This window comes from Amycolatopsis sp. NPDC114504, assembly GCF_055633595.1.
On record NZ_JBVKDU010000004.1, the window covers coordinates 1,083,377 to 1,099,363 of the forward strand.

General features: G+C 69.6%; 20 protein-coding genes. 5 read left to right on the forward strand and 15 right to left on the reverse strand.

Going from position 1 to position 15,987, the window contains the following annotated elements:
- Window positions 1-10: 10 nt before the first annotated feature.
- From ACZ7PG_RS34685 to ACZ7PG_RS34740, 12 genes are all read right to left on the reverse strand, one after another.
- On the reverse strand, window positions 11-448 hold the full coding sequence (locus ACZ7PG_RS34685; protein WP_470243369.1) for a hypothetical protein: 438 nt from the start codon (window positions 446-448) through the stop codon (window positions 11-13).
- Entirely contained in the window at window positions 448-909 is a 462-nt protein-coding gene (locus ACZ7PG_RS34690; RefSeq protein WP_470243370.1) for a TadE/TadG family type IV pilus assembly protein, read from the reverse strand. Before ACZ7PG_RS34690 ends, ACZ7PG_RS34685 begins: the two co-directional genes overlap by 1 nt.
- Window positions 906-1,652, reverse strand: a complete 747-nt coding sequence (locus tag ACZ7PG_RS34695; RefSeq protein ID WP_470243371.1) for a hypothetical protein — start codon at window positions 1,650-1,652, stop codon at window positions 906-908. Before ACZ7PG_RS34695 ends, ACZ7PG_RS34690 begins: the two co-directional genes overlap by 4 nt.
- Window positions 1,653-1,697: 45 nt before the next feature.
- A complete protein-coding gene (locus ACZ7PG_RS34700) occupies window positions 1,698-2,120 on the reverse strand; it encodes a TadE/TadG family type IV pilus assembly protein (protein ID WP_470243372.1) in 423 nt (140 codons plus the stop codon).
- A gap of 1 nt (window position 2,121) precedes the next feature.
- A complete protein-coding gene (locus ACZ7PG_RS34705) occupies window positions 2,122-2,316 on the reverse strand; it encodes a hypothetical protein (protein ID WP_470243373.1) in 195 nt (64 codons plus the stop codon).
- Window positions 2,317-2,337: 21 nt separating this feature from the next.
- The gene (locus ACZ7PG_RS34710) at window positions 2,338-3,228 is read right to left on the reverse strand and encodes a type II secretion system F family protein (protein WP_470243374.1); all 891 of its coding nucleotides are present in this window, start codon (window positions 3,226-3,228) and stop codon (window positions 2,338-2,340) included.
- A complete protein-coding gene (locus ACZ7PG_RS34715) occupies window positions 3,225-4,106 on the reverse strand; it encodes a type II secretion system F family protein (RefSeq protein ID WP_470243375.1) in 882 nt (293 codons plus the stop codon). The genes ACZ7PG_RS34710 and ACZ7PG_RS34715 overlap by 4 nt, the downstream gene beginning before the upstream one ends.
- Window positions 4,094-5,452: a CpaF family protein gene (locus ACZ7PG_RS34720; RefSeq protein ID WP_470243376.1), complete on the reverse strand. Its 1,359-nt coding sequence runs from the start codon at window positions 5,450-5,452 to the stop codon at window positions 4,094-4,096. Before ACZ7PG_RS34720 ends, ACZ7PG_RS34715 begins: the two co-directional genes overlap by 13 nt.
- Window positions 5,449-6,300, reverse strand: a complete 852-nt coding sequence (locus ACZ7PG_RS34725; protein WP_470243377.1) for a carbon monoxide dehydrogenase maturation protein — start codon at window positions 6,298-6,300, stop codon at window positions 5,449-5,451. The genes ACZ7PG_RS34720 and ACZ7PG_RS34725 overlap by 4 nt, the downstream gene beginning before the upstream one ends.
- A complete protein-coding gene (locus tag ACZ7PG_RS34730) occupies window positions 6,300-6,995 on the reverse strand; it encodes a hypothetical protein (RefSeq protein ID WP_470243378.1) in 696 nt (231 codons plus the stop codon). Before ACZ7PG_RS34730 ends, ACZ7PG_RS34725 begins: the two co-directional genes overlap by 1 nt.
- An 87-nt stretch (window positions 6,996-7,082) precedes the next feature.
- A complete protein-coding gene (locus tag ACZ7PG_RS34735; protein WP_470243379.1) occupies window positions 7,083-8,078 on the reverse strand; it encodes a hypothetical protein in 996 nt (331 codons plus the stop codon).
- Complete coding sequence (locus tag ACZ7PG_RS34740; RefSeq protein WP_470243380.1) at window positions 8,066-8,629, reverse strand: hypothetical protein; 564 nt, start codon at window positions 8,627-8,629, stop codon at window positions 8,066-8,068. The genes ACZ7PG_RS34735 and ACZ7PG_RS34740 overlap by 13 nt, the downstream gene beginning before the upstream one ends.
- Window positions 8,630-8,791: 162 nt before the next feature.
- Here ACZ7PG_RS34740 and ACZ7PG_RS34745 point away from each other — a divergent pair, with 162 nt between their 5' ends.
- Entirely contained in the window at window positions 8,792-9,415 is a 624-nt protein-coding gene (locus tag ACZ7PG_RS34745) for a prepilin peptidase (protein WP_470243381.1), read from the forward strand.
- Between the two features lie 88 nt (window positions 9,416-9,503).
- On the opposite strand, the gene ACZ7PG_RS34750 is transcribed toward ACZ7PG_RS34745, so the two are convergent.
- From ACZ7PG_RS34750 to ACZ7PG_RS34760, 3 genes are all read right to left on the reverse strand, one after another.
- Window positions 9,504-9,842 (reverse strand): DUF6355 family natural product biosynthesis protein, encoded by a 339-nt coding sequence (locus tag ACZ7PG_RS34750; RefSeq protein ID WP_470243382.1) that lies wholly within the window; start codon window positions 9,840-9,842, stop codon window positions 9,504-9,506.
- A gap of 165 nt (window positions 9,843-10,007) precedes the next feature.
- Entirely contained in the window at window positions 10,008-10,787 is a 780-nt protein-coding gene (locus tag ACZ7PG_RS34755) for a hypothetical protein (protein ID WP_470243383.1), read from the reverse strand.
- Window positions 10,788-10,830: 43 nt separating this feature from the next.
- Window positions 10,831-13,131: a helix-turn-helix domain-containing protein gene (locus ACZ7PG_RS34760; protein WP_470243384.1), complete on the reverse strand. Its 2,301-nt coding sequence runs from the start codon at window positions 13,129-13,131 to the stop codon at window positions 10,831-10,833.
- Window positions 13,132-13,367: 236 nt separating this feature from the next.
- Between ACZ7PG_RS34760 and ACZ7PG_RS34765 the strand changes: the two genes are divergently transcribed.
- The 4 genes from ACZ7PG_RS34765 (at window position 13,368) to ACZ7PG_RS34780 (ending at window position 15,982) form a co-directional block, all read left to right on the forward strand.
- A complete protein-coding gene (locus ACZ7PG_RS34765; RefSeq protein WP_470243385.1) occupies window positions 13,368-13,784 on the forward strand; it encodes a helix-turn-helix domain-containing protein in 417 nt (138 codons plus the stop codon).
- Between the two features lie 82 nt (window positions 13,785-13,866).
- On the forward strand, window positions 13,867-14,418 hold the full coding sequence (locus tag ACZ7PG_RS34770) for a hypothetical protein (RefSeq protein ID WP_470243386.1): 552 nt from the start codon (window positions 13,867-13,869) through the stop codon (window positions 14,416-14,418).
- A complete protein-coding gene (locus ACZ7PG_RS34775) occupies window positions 14,415-15,539 on the forward strand; it encodes an MAB_1171c family putative transporter (protein ID WP_470243387.1) in 1,125 nt (374 codons plus the stop codon). Before ACZ7PG_RS34770 ends, ACZ7PG_RS34775 begins: the two co-directional genes overlap by 4 nt.
- Complete coding sequence (locus ACZ7PG_RS34780) at window positions 15,536-15,982, forward strand: PNPOx family protein (protein WP_470243388.1); 447 nt, start codon at window positions 15,536-15,538, stop codon at window positions 15,980-15,982. Before ACZ7PG_RS34775 ends, ACZ7PG_RS34780 begins: the two co-directional genes overlap by 4 nt.
- Window positions 15,983-15,987 lie beyond the last annotated feature (5 nt).

The window sequence follows — 15,987 nt, forward strand, 5'->3', positions numbered from 1 at the left end:
CCCTCCGTGGTCAAGGCTCGAGTGCGGTGATGCCGCGTTGGGGGTGGGCCGCGCCGCTGCCGTGCGCGCTGATCGCCGGAATGCCGACGAGCGACAGCAACTGCGTGCGCTGGCTGGTCGTGACGGTGACGGTCACGGTGTCGGCGGTGGCGGTCACCGTTCCGGCGGCGCCGACACCGGCGAGGTAGCGACGGGCCAGATCGTCGGCGTCGGCCGGCACCAGCCGCAACGTCCCGGTGGCCCGGTACGCCGTGAGGTCGATCGCCTGGGCGCCGGCGCGGGCCGCAGATTCGGCTTGGCCGGTGACGCGGACCTTCGCCGCAAGCGCGAGGCCGCCGTCCAGGCCCAGTCCCGCGAGGGCGAGCAGTCCGAGCGTCAGCACGACGACGAACGCGGAGAGACGTCCCTGCTCGGCGCGCCACCAGGCGGCATGCCGGTGTGCCGTCATCACGCGCCTCCGGTTGGCTGGGAGCGGTAGGTGTCGATGACCTCGCTCGCCGACGCGGTCAGTGTTCGGGTGCCGAACACTCCGAGCAGGAGCGCCTGGCTGAAGTCGACGGTGCACCCCACATCGACGACGACGGTGCTGCCGGGCTTGGCGGACGTCGTCGTGGTGGTTGTGGCGTCGCGGCAGACCAGGCCGGCGTGGGCGAGCGCGGTGCTCGCCGTTGTCTGGGCCGCAGCGACGGCTGTGGCCGGGGTACGTTGCAGGCTCGCGGCGCGGGCAGCTTGGTGCGCGACGTCGTCGAGCCGCATCCGGGCGTCGACACCGCGGTGGACGACCACGGCGACCAACACCAGCAGCATGACCAGCACCGGCGTGACGAGGGCGGCCTCGGCGGTCACCGACCCGCACTCGCCGCGCCACCAGCGGGCCAGCGGCGTACGGCGACGTTGCGGGGTGCTCATGACGTCGTCTCCGGTCGCGGCGATTCCCAGGGGAAGGGGCCGCTTCCGGTGAGATCGCGAGCGGCAGTGACGTAGGCGAACACCGACTCCGCCAGCTCGGCGGCGGATCGCGTCAATCCCTGGGCGCGGCGGACGTCCACCTTTGCCTGCCACGCCCAGGCCAGCGTCAGACAGCTCCGGAGGTGGAAGATCAGCTCGTCGATCGCCGAACCCGTTGCGAGGTCCATCTGCTCCGGCATCGTGGCCGGCTGACGAGCCGCCCGTGTCTGGTTCAACAGGCGCAGCGCGTCCCACGCGATCCGGTGCACGTCGTCGAGCCACATCGGCTCCAGCCAGTTCCGGATCGGTGCGGCGTGCAGCTGGGCTGTCAGCTCGATCAAGGCGGTCGCATTGCCCAGGTCCGTGAAGTCCCTACTGCGGAAGAAGAACTCGCCGGGTTCTCGCTCAAGCCGGCAGACAGCTCCTCGCGGGTGAGTGTGGTCAGTGGTCAAGCAGGTCAGGTTGACGGCGGCTGCGCAGAGGCCGCTCAGCACGAGCGCGGCACCGGCGCCGATCATCAATACGCCCGGCAGGCTGTGCACAAGCTCGACGCCGAAAACCAGCGCGAGCACGCCCCCGATGCAGCGTGTCAGGACCGCTCGTGTCGCGAGGGCACGACGTAATTCCCCGTGCCAGCGTTTCGTCGTGAGGTCCGGGTTCCACAGCATGAGGTCGGGGCCGTCGGCGAAGTCGCCGTCGGTCACGGGATCCGGTTTTCCCAAGGTTGGCATGGTGTTCTCCCCTGTGGATCAGGCGTCGGGTACGAACCTCTCGACCTCGCCGTAGGTTTCGGCGTGCACGTGCAGATGCACCCCGGGCAGAACGGCAGCGGCCTCGCCGGTCACGCTCACCGACACCGAGGTCGCGCTGCGGCTCACGTCGATCCGCGGTGACCGCAGCGGCCCCTGGGCCAGGTCGTCCAGCAGCCGTTGGCCGGCGTCGCGTCCGGCCGCGGCCGACCCGCCTTGACTCCGGGCCGTCGCCAGCGTCTGGGAAGCGGATGCCTGCGCGACGTGGGTGGCGTGCGACCAGAGTGCGAATTGGACGATCGCCAGCAGGGCAAGCAGCAGCAGGGGCGTCGCGATCACCAGCTCGGCGGTCACCGCGCCGCAGTCGCCCGCGAGGGCGCGACGAACGCGCCAGACCACCGTGCTGAACGGATTCGCCGGCATGTCAGCCGCCGAGGTCGATGCTGTTGGCCTTCGCGGTGAGCTTCGCGGCGATGATCGCGATCAGCGCGATGGCCAGCACCGCCATGAGGGCGGTGACGATGACGGTCGTGGTGATCTCGCCGCGGTCGCCATCCCTACGCAGCAACAGGATGCGAGCAGTGATCAGGGTCCAAAGTGTCCGGCAGTGGGTCAGCATGGTGTCTCCTGTGGACGGTTGTCAGAGGCCGTTGAGGACCTGGGTGACGGCCGGGTAGGCGATGAATCCGAGAAAGCCGAGGAACAGCAGGGTCACCGGCAGGGCCATGCGTTCGGTCGCGGCTTGGGCGTCGGCCTCGGCGTCGGCGACCAGGTGCGTCCGCAGGGCTTTGGCTTTCGCGGCCAGGGATGTGCGGACCTTGGCGCCTTCGGTGCCGGCGAGCGAGATCGACGCGGCGAGCTCGGCGAGTTCGGCGATGTCGAGTTCTTCGCCGAGCCGGCGGAGGGTGGACCACGGGGTGGTGCGGGTCAGCTGGGCAGTGTCGAGCGCTCGGCGCAGCTGGGTGAACGCGGGTCCGTGTCCGACTTCGGCGGCCGCGAGCAGCGCGGCTTCGACGCCGGCGCCGCCGGCCAGGGTGATCCAGACGAGGTCGAGGAATGCCGAGAGCGCGCCACGGAACTCTGCACGTGCACGCGCAGCCTTCGCACGGACCTCGAGGTCGGGAGCGACGAACCCGGCGACAGCAAGGGCGATCGCAGCGACCAGCGGAAGCTCGAGGTCAAGCGACAGATCCGCGAGCGCGAGCACGCCTTGGAGCAGCAGGGGTGTCAGCAGGCCGGCGCAGCCGAGGATGACCTTGACCGCGAGGTGGGTGTCGATGCCGCAGCCGAGCACTCGCAGGTCGCGTTCGAGCTTCTCCCCCGGCAGGCCCAACGCTCGTAGCCTCGGCACGGCAGGTCGCGCCACGGCCACTGCCCAACCAACCTCTGTGACGGCCGCGATCAGCACTCCCGTCCTCGCGTCGGCGACTGAGAGGCGCTCGCCGAGCGACGGCTGCGGCGGGATTGCCCAGTTCAGGAGCATCCAGAGACCGATCCCGGTCCCGAGCCCCAGGCAGATGATCACGATCATGCGGGATCACCGGCCGTCAGCTTGGGCTGATCGCTCAGCGACAGCGCACGCGAGGTGGTCCGGCCGGCGGCGATCCGGACCAGCCAGCCGAACCCGGTACCGAACAGGCCCCCGATGACCAGCAGGACGACCTGGCCGAGCGCGCTGTCGTAGGCGACGAGGTAAGCACGGTTGAACACCACGACGCCGACGGCGAAGGCGACCGTCGTGGCGACGACCACGCGCACCGAAGTCCGGGTGCGAGCGCGGCCGGTCTCGACACGCATCCGCATCGCCGCCTGCGCCCGCGCGGTATCCGCCAGGGAGCCGAGGAGGTCGCCGAGCTGCCGAGCCTGGTGCTCGGCGACCAGGACAAGCGAGGCGATGACCAGGTCGGCGGTCGGGTCGGCCAGCTCCTCCGCGAGCAGCCGAAGCGCCGGCGCGAGCCGATGCCCGTTCTGCAGCCGAGCGGCGAGTGCGGCTACCTCTCCGCGGACCGCGGCGGGCGCAAGCGGGGCGGTGGCGAGGATCGCCTGCTCGAGCCCGGCTGCGGCCGAGAGCGTGTCGCGCAGCATCTCCGTCCAGGAGGCCACCGCCTCGATCCGCGCAACCCGCCGCACGTGAGTGCGATCAGGGCCGACCAGCCGCGGCAGAAACCACACGGCGCCGGCGGCGAGCACTCCCCCGACGAGCCAGCCGGTCGCGACGCCGGCCAGCAAACCGACTCCGAGCGCGAGCGTCAGGCGAAGGCCCCAGGTCCGGTCGGTACTCCAAGGCCGAGCCGGTCGCCGGCGCCTGGTCGACGGGGGTGGGCGAAGCCCGCCGATGATGAGCAGCAATCCGGTGGCGGTACCGAGTCCGGCGAGGGCGGCGACAAAGGTGCTGGTCATGTCGTCCACCAGCCCTCGGGCTGGGCGAGCAGCTCAGGCTCGAATCCGGCTTCGACGAGGTCGTCGAGCGTGTCCGCGCGTAGCGCGCCGGCCACCGGACGAGCCCGCAGGTCGGATCCGGGGCGGTAGATCTCGTTGGAGACGACGGTGCTGCCGTCGGCGTCGACGACCTCGCGGATCGAGGAGACCACCCGGGTCCTGCGGTCGGCGGCCTTGGCCAGGTGCACGACGAAGTGCACGCTCGAGGCGACCAGCAAAGCGGTCGCTTCCAGCGACAGTCGCTCGGCGCCTTGCGCAGCGTAGGACGCCAGCCGGGTGAAGGCGATCCTCGAGCTGCTCGCGTGCAAGGTCGCCATCGAGCCGTCGTTGCCCTGCGACATCGCGTTGCACATCGGGATGACCTCGGGCCCCCGGATCTCGCCGACGATGACGCGGTCCGGGGACATCCGCAGGCCCCAGCGCACGAGCTCGGCCTGGCTGATGGCACCGACACCTTCGACGTTCGCCTCGCGGGCTTGCAGTGCCGTGACGTCGGCGTGCAGCTGCGGGTCGAGTCCGAGGCCGAGTTCGAAGGCGTCTTCGACGGTGAGGATGCGCTCCAGCGGGTCCATCTCCGCGGCCATCGCGCGCAGCAAGGTGGTCTTGCCGAAGCCGGCGCCGCCGGTGATGAGGATGTTCTTCCGGGCCCGGACCAGGGCGCGCAGGAATCGCTCGAGGCCGACGTCGAGGGTGCCGCGGCGGCGCAGCTGGGCGAGGCTGGTCGTGAGGTAGCCGTGCCGGCGGATCGAGCACGCCGTCACCCCGTCGGCGGTGAGCCCGAGTACCGCGAATAGTCGTTCGCCGCCGGGCAGCTGGAGGTTCAGTGCCGGTGAGCCGCGGTCGAAACGGCGCTCTTCCGACGAGGCGCGCGCGGCGAGTGTCCGGACCAGGTCGGTCAGCTCGTCGTTCGACGCCGCGACCGGCGCTACCGGCGCACGCGTGCCGTCGGTGTACTGGACGAAGACGCGGTCGAAGCGGTTGACGTTGATCGTCTCGACCTTCGGGTTCGCCAGCAGCGGCTGTAGCCCGCCGAGTCCGAAGACCTCGTCGAGCGCGGCCTCGGCGATGCGCGCCTCGACTTCGGGAGGCAACAGCACGCGGCCGGCCTGCAGCTCGGACTCGCTGTGCGCGGCACCGGCGGACTGCAGGATCTCGTGTGCGAGCTCCCGGCGGCGTTCACCGGTCACCACGCTCGCCTCGGCTCCGGCTCGGGCCGGCAGTTCGGTGGTGAGCGCGTGGCGGAAAGCGTCGCGTAGGCGCGCCTCCGGACTCGCCGCGCCGGACGCGGGACGGCGGTGCTCGTCGAGAACGGTCATGACGGGACGTCCTTCCCGAGCGTGCTGATGTGCTGGTGGCCGTTGTGCGGCACTGGCGCCGGAGCGATCCGGACGCCGGTCGTCCGCACTTGCTGAGCTGGAACGCCGGGCACCTGCGCCCCGAGGGGCGCCTGCGCGGGCGCGGTATCGCCGACGACGAGCCTTGCCACGGCAAGGGCGGCTTGGGCGAGCCCGCCCTTGCGGCCCCGGCCGGCAACGTCGTGCCCGGTCAGGCTCCTCGCCGCGGCCGGGTCGTGAGGAATCCTCGCCAGGACTGGAACGCCGAGCTGACGCTCGACGTCGGTCGTCGGGTGGCCCGTCCCGGCCAGGACGAGGGACGGCCGAGTGGCTGTCCGGCCAAGCTCGTGAAGCCGAGCGGACAGATGCGCGAGTTCGTCGGTGTAGGTGCCGCAAACCACGAGCACCGCATCCGCGTGCCGGATCAACGGTTCTGCGGACGAGCCGGGATCCAGGCGCCCGCAGTCGGCGAACACCACCACTCCAGGGGTGTGTGCGGTCCCGTGGAGCGGCGAACCAGGCGTTGCCAGGGCGCCCAGTGCCGCGCGGGCTTGCGGTCCACCGGCTGGGCCGGCGATGACCGGCAGCTGGTCGGTGAGCAGCTGCGTGTTGTTCCAGACGACCTCGGGCTCGGCCGGCCGTCGGGCCGCGGCGGCGAGGCTGAGCAGGCCGGGCGACGGCGCGAGGCCGAATCGCTGAGCGAGGTCTCCTCCGGCGGGATCACATTCGACGACCAGGCGCCGGACGGCGACGGGCCAGTTCGCGGCCAGCGCCACGGTGAAGGTGGTGACTCCCGGAGATCCCTTCAGGCTGGTCAGGGCGATCAGCATCAGCGCTCACCGCCTGCGACCAGGACGAGCGTGACCTGTCCGGCCGGGACGCGCGCGAGCGCCGGCGCGGTCGCGCTCGGCAGCTGCAGGGAGACCACCGTGGTCTGATCGGTTTCCGCCTTCGCGAGGCCGGTCACTGTCGCCGACCAGATCTGCCCGTCACCTGCAGCTTGCGAGGCGGTCGGTGTCGACGCCGCGAGCACGACGATGACCGGAGCACCGGGCGCGAGTTCAAGCGGGAACTGGCCAGCTTTGAGCCCGACCGCCACGACCGACTGCCCGGCGGCGGGGATCGTCGAGGGGCCGACGCTGCTCGGCGTGAGCAGCGCGCCGGCGGTGAGGCTCGTTGCCATCGGCCTGCCGAGGAGGGAGACGGCTTGTCCGGCCGGCACGGTGGCGACCGCGTCGGTGGCTGAGATCTCGACCTCGTGGACGTCCGCTCGCTCGAGGACGTGTCCGACGCTCACCGGCCGGGCGATGGCCAGCACGGGCACCCGTCCTTGCGCGCTGCTCGCCCACCAGAGCGCTCCGCCGACACACACCACGACGAGCAGGACGCCTATCAGCAGATGCGGCAGGCGCCGGCGCGTCCGGCGCCCTGTCGGCACCGCGGTAAGACGGCCTTTCTTCCCCAGCCACGACACGGAACCCACCTCGGTTCCGGCGCCGTGTTCACCGGTGCGGATACTCGTCACGACGTTCCTCCAGGCATGGTTCGACCACGCCGTGCATCATTGAAATTGTTGATGCACAACGGGAATTGGTTCAGAAAGGGATTCGGTCTAGCGGTGACCAGTGCCGAGCGCTTGTACTTCGGCTACCCGGAACGCTGCCGTGGCCGACGTCGTCATGTCGGGGAACGTCCCGCTCGCTCCGGCACCGGACCACGTCACCGTCCAGTGGATGGTCGCCGTGACGCCGAAGGGCTGGCCGGGGGCCGAAGCCGAAGATCGGTGGTAGGTGTAGCTGCAATCAGGCGAGGCCGCTGCCGGCGCCTCGCTGGCCGCGTACGGTGTTCCGGGGCCGGAGCAGCTCACTTTCCCGCCGTCTCCCATCGACCAGGACACCGAGGTCGGAGCGGCCACCGCGGTGACGGAGACGCCCGGTACGGCCGCGGTCGCCTGCCGCCTTCCCCAGCTATCACGGTTCAACCACAGCCAGGTCGGCAGACTCACGAGCTTGTCGCCGACCGGATTCGCCTCGATCCGCGGCGTGGGCAGCCGCAGCTGCGCTCGAGCCTGGGCGGCCAATTCCTGGGGCGAAGGCAACGCGGCTGCAGCCGGAGCTTGGCCGTCCGGGAGCCAGATCGGCGCCCGGTAGAGCCCGTCGTGCACGCCCGGTCCGGAACACCGGTAGACGTACCAGGAGCCTCCTTGTGGCTGCTGCGCGGTGAAAACGACCGACTGCGACCAGCTCACGAACACGACCCGCGGTGACGCGGCACCGTGGTAGCCGACGGTCTGCACTCCGTTCGCCGGTGGCTGGTAGTTGCTCCGGACGTACGAGCACTTCGCCGCCATGTCGTTGCCGCCGAGGATGCTGTCTCCCGAAGGCGGCTGCTGATCAGGCGCCGAGTGCGGCCGCCCTGGCTTACCCGGATCTGCGGGCAGCTGCGGCGCCTTCCCGCCGTTGCGGCCCGCGCCGAGGTCGCAGGACGGATTTCCTCTCTGTCCGCAGTGGACGTTGCCCCATCCGTCGGCGAGCGCGAACGGCGTCACGGACCAGCAGAATCCGAAGGCAGCCGCGGTCGAGATCGCCGCCTTGGTCATCCGGCGCATGACCCGACCTCGTGTACGGCGAAGGTGGCTACCTTCCAGGAGCCGTCGACGGCCTTCTTCACGAGGGCCTCAATCCGGCGGCGACCACCGGGTCCGTCCTCGGCGGGCCGGCCGTCGTCCGCGCGGTACTTCAGCCAGTTCGTCGAATCACCGCAGTCGGAGATCGTGACGGTCGTCGGGTCGGCCTGCGGCTGGACCCCGTCGACATGCGGGTGGTTGAGGGGCCGCCCCTTGGTGACGAGTCCGTTGTAGTGGTCGGCGTAGAGGCTTCGCGAGATGGTCTGCAGCGCGTCCGCCGTGGCGTTCTGCGCGAGCTTGGGTGACTGCCAGTCCGACGTCACCGCGGCGTCAGCCATGTCGTTCCACATCCCGAGGTACGCGGCGGTAGCGCGCTGCTCCGCGATGTCGCCCGGCGGCGGCACCTCACTCGTCGTCGTGACAATGCTTGACGACGTCGGCGATGGGCTCGGCTCATTCGAGGCGCAACCTCCGAGCAGGATGAGGGCTGCGGACGACGCCGCGGTGACGCGAGCTGCTTTGCGTGGATCCATGGGTTCCCCTCCCATTGGAATGATCAGCTGGCTGTCCGGTCGGGAACACCACCTCGGCGGAGGTTCACTCGTTGGAAGGACGAGCAGTGCGCTGAGGCGTCGAGCTGGCCAGCATGGCGTCGTGGGGAAGGGAACGAGCGCCACCGTCGGAACGGTGACGGGATGAGCGCCTGGCTTGGCGCGGCCGGCGCGGTCGTGGGCCTGCTGCTGGGAGCCGCGGGCAGCTTGATCACCGGCCGTGTGCTGCGTCGACCGGCTCGGGTCGCGAAGTCGTGGTGGCTGGGCGCGCTCATCACCGCGCCGCTGCTGGCCGTCCTCGGCTGGCGCATCGGTCTTCGAGGTGAGCTGGCAGTGTACGCCTTCGTCCTGACACTGAGCGTCCCGCTTGCGGTCATCGACTGGGTGGAACATCGGTTACCTCGAATCATCGTGCTGCCCCAGCTGGTCGGTGCCGCGCTGGGACTTGGCATGTTGTGCGTCCTGCGTTCCGACTCGGCTCCTGGCGTGCGAGCGCTGTGGGCGGCGCTCGCGGCGGCGGGCTTCTACCTCTTGCTCGCCGTCCTGGTCGAGGGAGGCGTCGGCTCCGGCGACGTGAGCCTGGCGGCCGTCGTCGGCCTCGTAGCCGGTTGGTCTGGTTGGCCTGAGCTCGCTGGCGCGCTGATGACCGCCTCGCTGACGGCGCTGCTGCTCCTGCTCGTGCCTCACCAGGGCGGCCGGCAGAGGGCGGTGCCGTTCGGACCGTGCCTGGTGATAGGCATGACCACGGTGATCGCGGTAGCAGGTTGACGCCGGCGCGGCGGGCACCGCTGAGGGGGCAAAGACGCCCGCCGCGCCGACTGGCCGAGGACTGGGAGACGTCCTCGAGTTCAACTGGCTACGCGGGTCCTTCGAAGCCCGGGCCGCAGCCAACGCCGCCGTTCCACCACGCGCCGGTCACCCTCCATCGGATCACCGGCTGGAGGTCGGTCTTGCCGGGCCCGACGCAGTAGCGGTAGAGGTTGCCCCAGATGTCCTCGACGGTCAGGTCGACCGTCGAGCCGGTGCCGTTGTCGCAGTGCCGGTATTCGCCCCAGCCCAGGTAGCCGCATTGGTCACGAAGCTCGACGCCAGGTGCGGCGCCGGCGGATCCCGCGGCGACGACGCACGCGGCGAACGCGATCGCGGGGACGCACAGGACGCGGATGGCTGTGGCACGCAGAGTGCGCGATTCCATTGTTCCTCCGTGGATTCTTGAGCCGATGAGATCGATGGCTCCGTTGAATCCACTTTGGACCTGTCAGCAGGGTCAGGGAACTGGCCGGGCGACCCAGCGTTGTGCCGTTTCAGTGCCGCTTCTGTGCTGGTTTTGTCAAGACGACAAGCCTTTCCAATAAGCTCGTCAGTGAGGTGGCGTGATTCCCTGCCGATCGAGAGCGGTCTGCGCCGTGCATGGGAGCTCGCCGGGCTGGACCTGCTCGAAGCTGGGGCGCCACACCAGCGTGGTGCCCTGCACACGTGAGCCCAGCAAGCAGTCGATTCCGCCGGTCGACCGATCGCCCGCCTGATACGCGACGCCGATGTCGTTTCCGCGCAGAGCAACGTCTTGCGCGGGCGGCCGCCACGGGACTTGCTTGTCAGGGTTGACCGACAAGGTCGGCATCGAGTGCGCCAGCCGGGCCAGAACTTCGTCCTTAGTCACGGACACCGGCAGCGCCGCCAGCAGGGACTGCAGGGCCGGGTCGAAGCCTTCCGGCACTTCCCAAGGCGGGATCTGCGGCGGGTTCAACGGTGTCGCCCCCGCGGGGCAGTTCCTGCGCCGCGGCTCTTCCACGAGCCCGCGAAAGTTGAAGCCGACGTCGTAGCAAGCCGTCACCGGCTCCTGAGGAAACAGCTCATCTTGGTTGCCGGGGTCGTGCACCTGGAAGACGAGGTGCATCGTCACCGCATCCGGGTCGTCGGAGGTCGTGTCGCGCATCTCGACGATCGCGAAGCCGGACGAGCGGCCCAGCGTGGTCTCAAGAGCCTTCCGCGCATATTTGGCGGCGGAGGTCTGCGGTGGAGAATCGATCTCTTCGGCGATCTGCCGAGCGGCCTTGTCGGTGTCCGAATTCCCCGGAGCGCATGCGACCAACGTCGCCGCGCACAGTGCTGTAAGGCATGCCGCCCCCACGATCCTCACCGGGCCGAGAATACGCGGGCGGAGATCGCGCGTCGACGATTTGCTACGCGATGGCAGAGGTCCGACGATCCCACCTCGACGACTCCGCGACCTGGGCTTCCAACGAGGCCAACTTGGTGCGGACTTCCAAGGCTCGCACGTCGCGAATGGCATCGAGGATCTGCAGGCACCGCAGGTATGCCTCTCTCGCCTGCTCGAGTTGCCCCAGCTCGGAAAGCACTTCTGCGCGCGAGATCAAGGTCTCGGCTGCTCCCCAGCGCTGCCAGCTCCGGCCGCGGACGGCCAGCGCCTCGTCGAAGTGCTTCAGCGCCGCGCGGTGGTGGCCGTGTCTGGTGAGCAGCACGCCGATCCGCTGATGGGCGATGCCGAGTACCGCCTTCGACGTGAACGTCTGCGCGCGGTTCAGCGCGTCGAGGGCGTACTCCATTGCCCTGTTCGCGAGGCCGAGCTGGTCGCACACCTCGGCCAGCGCAGCGCGGTTCACCGCGATTCCGATCTTGACGCCGGAGTTCGAGAACAACTGGTCAGCGAGTTCGTGCAGTTCACGTGCCTCGGCGGTCCGGCGGCGGCAGGCATAGGCCAGACCGAGGCAGTACGCGGTCCAGGCGCGCGATCGATCGTCGCCGAGCTCCCCGTGGCGCCGGAGCGCCTCCTCCAGGTGCGCGATGCCGTCGTCAGCCCGGCCGAGCTCGTGCTCCACCCAGCCGAGGGCCTCTAGGCTCCGCGCTACTCCGGCATCGCTGCCGGCGGCCCGGGCCGCCGCGAGGCCATCGTGTGCCGCGATCAGCCAGGTGTTCCAGCTGCGGGTCAGCACGAAGTACGGCAGGAACGCCGTGGGCAGCAGCCACAGGACGTCCTTCGCCCCGTGTGTCCGCGCGCTTCGCGCCACCTGAAGGGCTGTGGCGACCTCCCGCTCACACCAAGCCATCGCAGCTTCGAAGCCGCCATCCTCGAACGACATCGGCTCGACGGCCGCCAGGTTGGCCGGGGCGACTCCGCTGTCCGCCCAGCTGGGAATCAGGGTGTTGTTCGCGTTCCACGCTGTCGCGGCGTACCAGCGCAAGGCGCGGTCGTGCGCGCGTTCGACCTCGCACAGCCGTTCCTCGACCAACGCACGTTGGTGAGCGTAGGCGCGGAGCAGGTGGCTGATCCGGTACCGGCCGTCCGCGAGCGGCTCGACGAGGTGCGCCTCCGCCAGCAGCCGCAGAGCTTCCCGGGTGCGGTCGAGGTCCAGCTCGGCGAGCACGGCGACCGATTCGGTTCCGACGACGTTGGCGGGCCCGACACCGAGGTACCGGAACACCCTCCTCGCCGAGGCGGGCAAGGCCAGGTACGAGACGTCGACGACGCCGTGGATGTTCACGGCCGGGTCGTTCGAGGTGAAGAGGTCGAGGCGGGTCTTGTCGGAGTCGAGGCGGTCGCCAAGTTCGTCCAGCGTGACCTCCCGGTACCGCTGGAGGTGCTCAGCCGCGATGAGGATCGTCATCGGCAGGCAACCGCACCGCTCGACGATCAATTCAGCGGCAGCTGCGCTGGCCCGCACCCGAGCGTGACCAGCTCGGCGCCCGAGAAGTTCGAGCGCCTGCCCGGGAGGCAAGGGCTGAAGCTCGATCGCCGTTCCCCCGGTGCGCGCGAGCAAGCCGGGCTGCCGTTCCCGACTCGTCGCCACCGCGACGCTGCCGGCGCCTGGAAGCAGCCATTCCGCTTGCCGGTAGTCGGCGACGTTGTCCAGGATCACGACCGCCGGGCGCTCGGCGAGCAGCGATCGGTAGCGCGCGATCCGAGTTTGCAGGCCGGACGCGCCGAGTTCGGTGGCGCTCACGCCGAGCGCCACGAGGAACCCGTCCAGGACTTCCTCCGGGTCCGCCGGCGCGCCGGGTGCGAGACCGCGCAGGTCGGCGAACAGGCACCCGCCCGGAAATCGGGCTTGCACGCCGGAGGCCCAGTGCACCGCGAGCGCGGTTTTGCCGGTCCAGAATCCACCTTCGATGACGATGGTCACGGTCGCACCGGGGCGTCCCTGGGTGATCAACGCGCGGTCCATCACCTGCAGCTGTTCCTCGCGACCGACGAATTCGGGGGCTACAGGGGGAAGCTGGACGGGACGGGTCACCGCGCAAGAGTCGCCGCGCTGTTCCGCCGCGATCTTCTCCAGCTGCCCCTCGGCCAGCAGCACGGTATCGAGGTCGTGCACGACGGCGGGCAGGAGCGTGCGATGGCCGTGCAGCAGTTTCGAGAGGTAGCTCGCGCTGTAGCCGGCCTTCACGGCGACCTCGCCGAGTGTGAGACCGCGTTCTCTCCGCTTGCGGTGCACCGCCGCTGCGAAGCTGTCGATGGTGCGCATAGCGCCTCCCCGCGCATCGAGACGCGCCGGTTGGCGCGTCACCGTGGGCGGGGACCCGGATCTCGGCTGGACGACGAGGCAGACACTCGATCGGGCGGTTCCTGCACCGCTCTGCGTCCAGTAATTTGGAATGATCAACTTCAACGGTACGAAAGCATGGACGCAGAGTCAAACAAATCGGACGCAGAGCGGTAGAGATTCCAGAAAGTTGGAATTCCGATCCGGAGGGGGTGACCGTGTCCGAGCCCGAAGAGCAACAGCTCCAGCCGCCTGAACCTTTCGGCAGACTTCTCGAACGGCTCATCCACCTCAAGAAGCACGACGACGGCCGCCCGTACACCGTGTCCGAGGTCGCCGAGGAAATCGGCATCTCGAAAAGCCAGCTCTACAACCTGATCAAGGGAACGAACGAACCGAAGCTGCGGCTCGCCCAGGAGCTCGCGGCCTACTTCGACGTCGAGTTGGAGTACTTCGGCACCAGCGAGCGCGCCCGCGAGATCCAAGGTCAGTACGCCCTCCTCGAGCGACTGTCCCAGCAAGGAGTCCGTGACATCGCGTACCGAGCGAGCGCGCTCTCACCGGACGTCCTGACGAGCGTCCTGGACTTCATCGAATTCCAAGCCAGCCGCGGCGAGAACCACACGTCCGGGTGACTTGATGTCCAGCCTGCCGAACACCGCGGCTGATCTGCGACGATCGTTCAGAGGTGATCATCAACGGGCTGGGAGGACCGTCGTGAGCAGCCTGGTTCAACGCGTTCGCCGTGACCGGCGGATCGCCGGCCTGCGCCGGCGGCTGCGGTCTGAGCTGCACGCGGCCGGCGTCGAGGGCCCGACGCCGATGGCCGAAATCTGCGCCCGGCTCAGTGCGCATCGCGGCAAGCCGGTCCGGCTGCTGGCCGTGCCGATGGAAGTGCCCGGCCCGTTCGGCCTGTGGATCAAGACGACAGCCGCCGACGTCATCCTGTACCAGCGCACGGGGACCACTAAATTCCACCAAGAGCACATCATCGCCCACGAACTCGGGCATCTCCTGGCCGACCATCCGTCGGACGAGGGCGACGACGAGATGTGGCGTCAACTGCTCCCCGACATCCCACCCGACGCCATCCGAAGCGCGCTACGCCAGCGCACCACCTATGCGAACGAATACGAGCAGGAAGCCGAAGCACTCGCGACCGTGCTCTTGGAGGCGACGACCAAGGCGCAGGAGATCACCTTGCCGGGGAGGTCGCCGCGCGCCCGGCGAGCCCAGACGTCGCTCGGTGACCCGGTGGACGTCCTGTGAATCTCACGGACTTCCTGCTCCTTGTGCTGGCCTGGTTCCTCTACCGGCTGGCCCGATCACCACGGGATCCCGCGCTATGGGCCGTCGTGGTGTCGATCGCCTGCCAGCTGCTCGGCGCGTCGACGTTCGTCGCCTTCACCCGGACGGTGTTCGGCGAGCTGCCGGCATCGAGCACGGTGAAGCTGCTGACCAACGTCGCACTGAACACCTCGCGGTACGCACTCCTGCTCTTCTTCCTGCTCTCCGCAGGTGGTTCCTGGCGGCGGGTCCGTATCGAGAGCGTCATCCTTATCGGCACCTGCTCGGCGATGACCGCCGCGGTGCTCGCCCTCCCACCAGGGGCTCGTGACAGCGCATACCCGTTGTCCGGAAACCTGCCGAACGACATGAGCCACCCCGGCGTGGCGCCCTTCTACATCATCGGCGGCAGCTACATGCTCTACGCCGCCGCGCAAACGGCGCGCTGGGCACTTCGGTACGCCGCCGAGTCCAGCCGCCGTGCCCGGTTCGGGCTTCGCGTCCTCACCGTCGCACTCGTCGCCACGGCCATCACGACCGGCATCCGGACGATCGTGGTGATCATCCGCTGGGCCGGCCACCCCGGGTACGGCGCCCCGCTCATGCAGGTGACCACCAGGCTGGTCCCGATCTGCACCTTCGTGTTCCTCGTCGGCGTGTTCTCGGTCGGGCTCGCAGCCCGGTTCGCCGCGCTGAGGACGTGGCTCCGACGGTGGCGCGCCTACGCCGAGCTCTGGCCGCTATGGCGGGAGCTGCACGCGGTGTTCCCCGCAGACACCCTCGACCACGCCCCGACCCGAAGCTGGCTGGACACGCTGCTCCCCCACCGGGTCGGCCACCGGTACTGGCGGCGCGTGATCGAGATCAGGGATGGGCTCCTGCAGCTCAGCCCGCAGCTCGTCGACGCGGGCTTCGATACCGAACAGCCGGCAGACCAGCAGCTCGGAACGTTCCGCCGCGCGCTTCAGCTACAAGCCGGCGGCCGAACGCCCACCAGCCGGACGGGCGTGCTCGTCGCGGCTCCCGAAGACGCGGGCATCAACTCCGATGTCCGGCAGCTCATCCACCTCTCGCGGGCCCTCGCCCGGGAAGGAGCCCCGTGACCACGATTTCCAAAGCCGAGATCCGTGACCGGAACCTGCAGATGCTCGAACGCATCCGCACGCAGGACCCGCAATCGCACCGCGAGGGCTACTACGCGCTGCGCGTCCTGACCGTGGCCGGCCGCACCAGCGGCGAGCCGCGATCCATCCCGATCGCGCTCATGCAGCTCGATGGCATCCAGTACGTCTGCTCGCCGGATCGGCGCCGCGACTGGGTCCGCAACCTCCTCGCGGCCGGCCGGTGCACCGTCTCACCCGACGAGCACGAGGCCCGCAACGCTCTGCTCGTGGAGGACGCCGCCGGCGCAGCAGCGGTCGCCGGATATCTAGATCGCCTTCCCCGGATCTCCGATGAATGGCCGTTCCCCGGTGACGCGCCACCGGAACAGGTGCTGCCCTTCATGGGGCAGATCGCCGTGTTCCAGCTGTGTGTCCCCGCCTGAGAGGT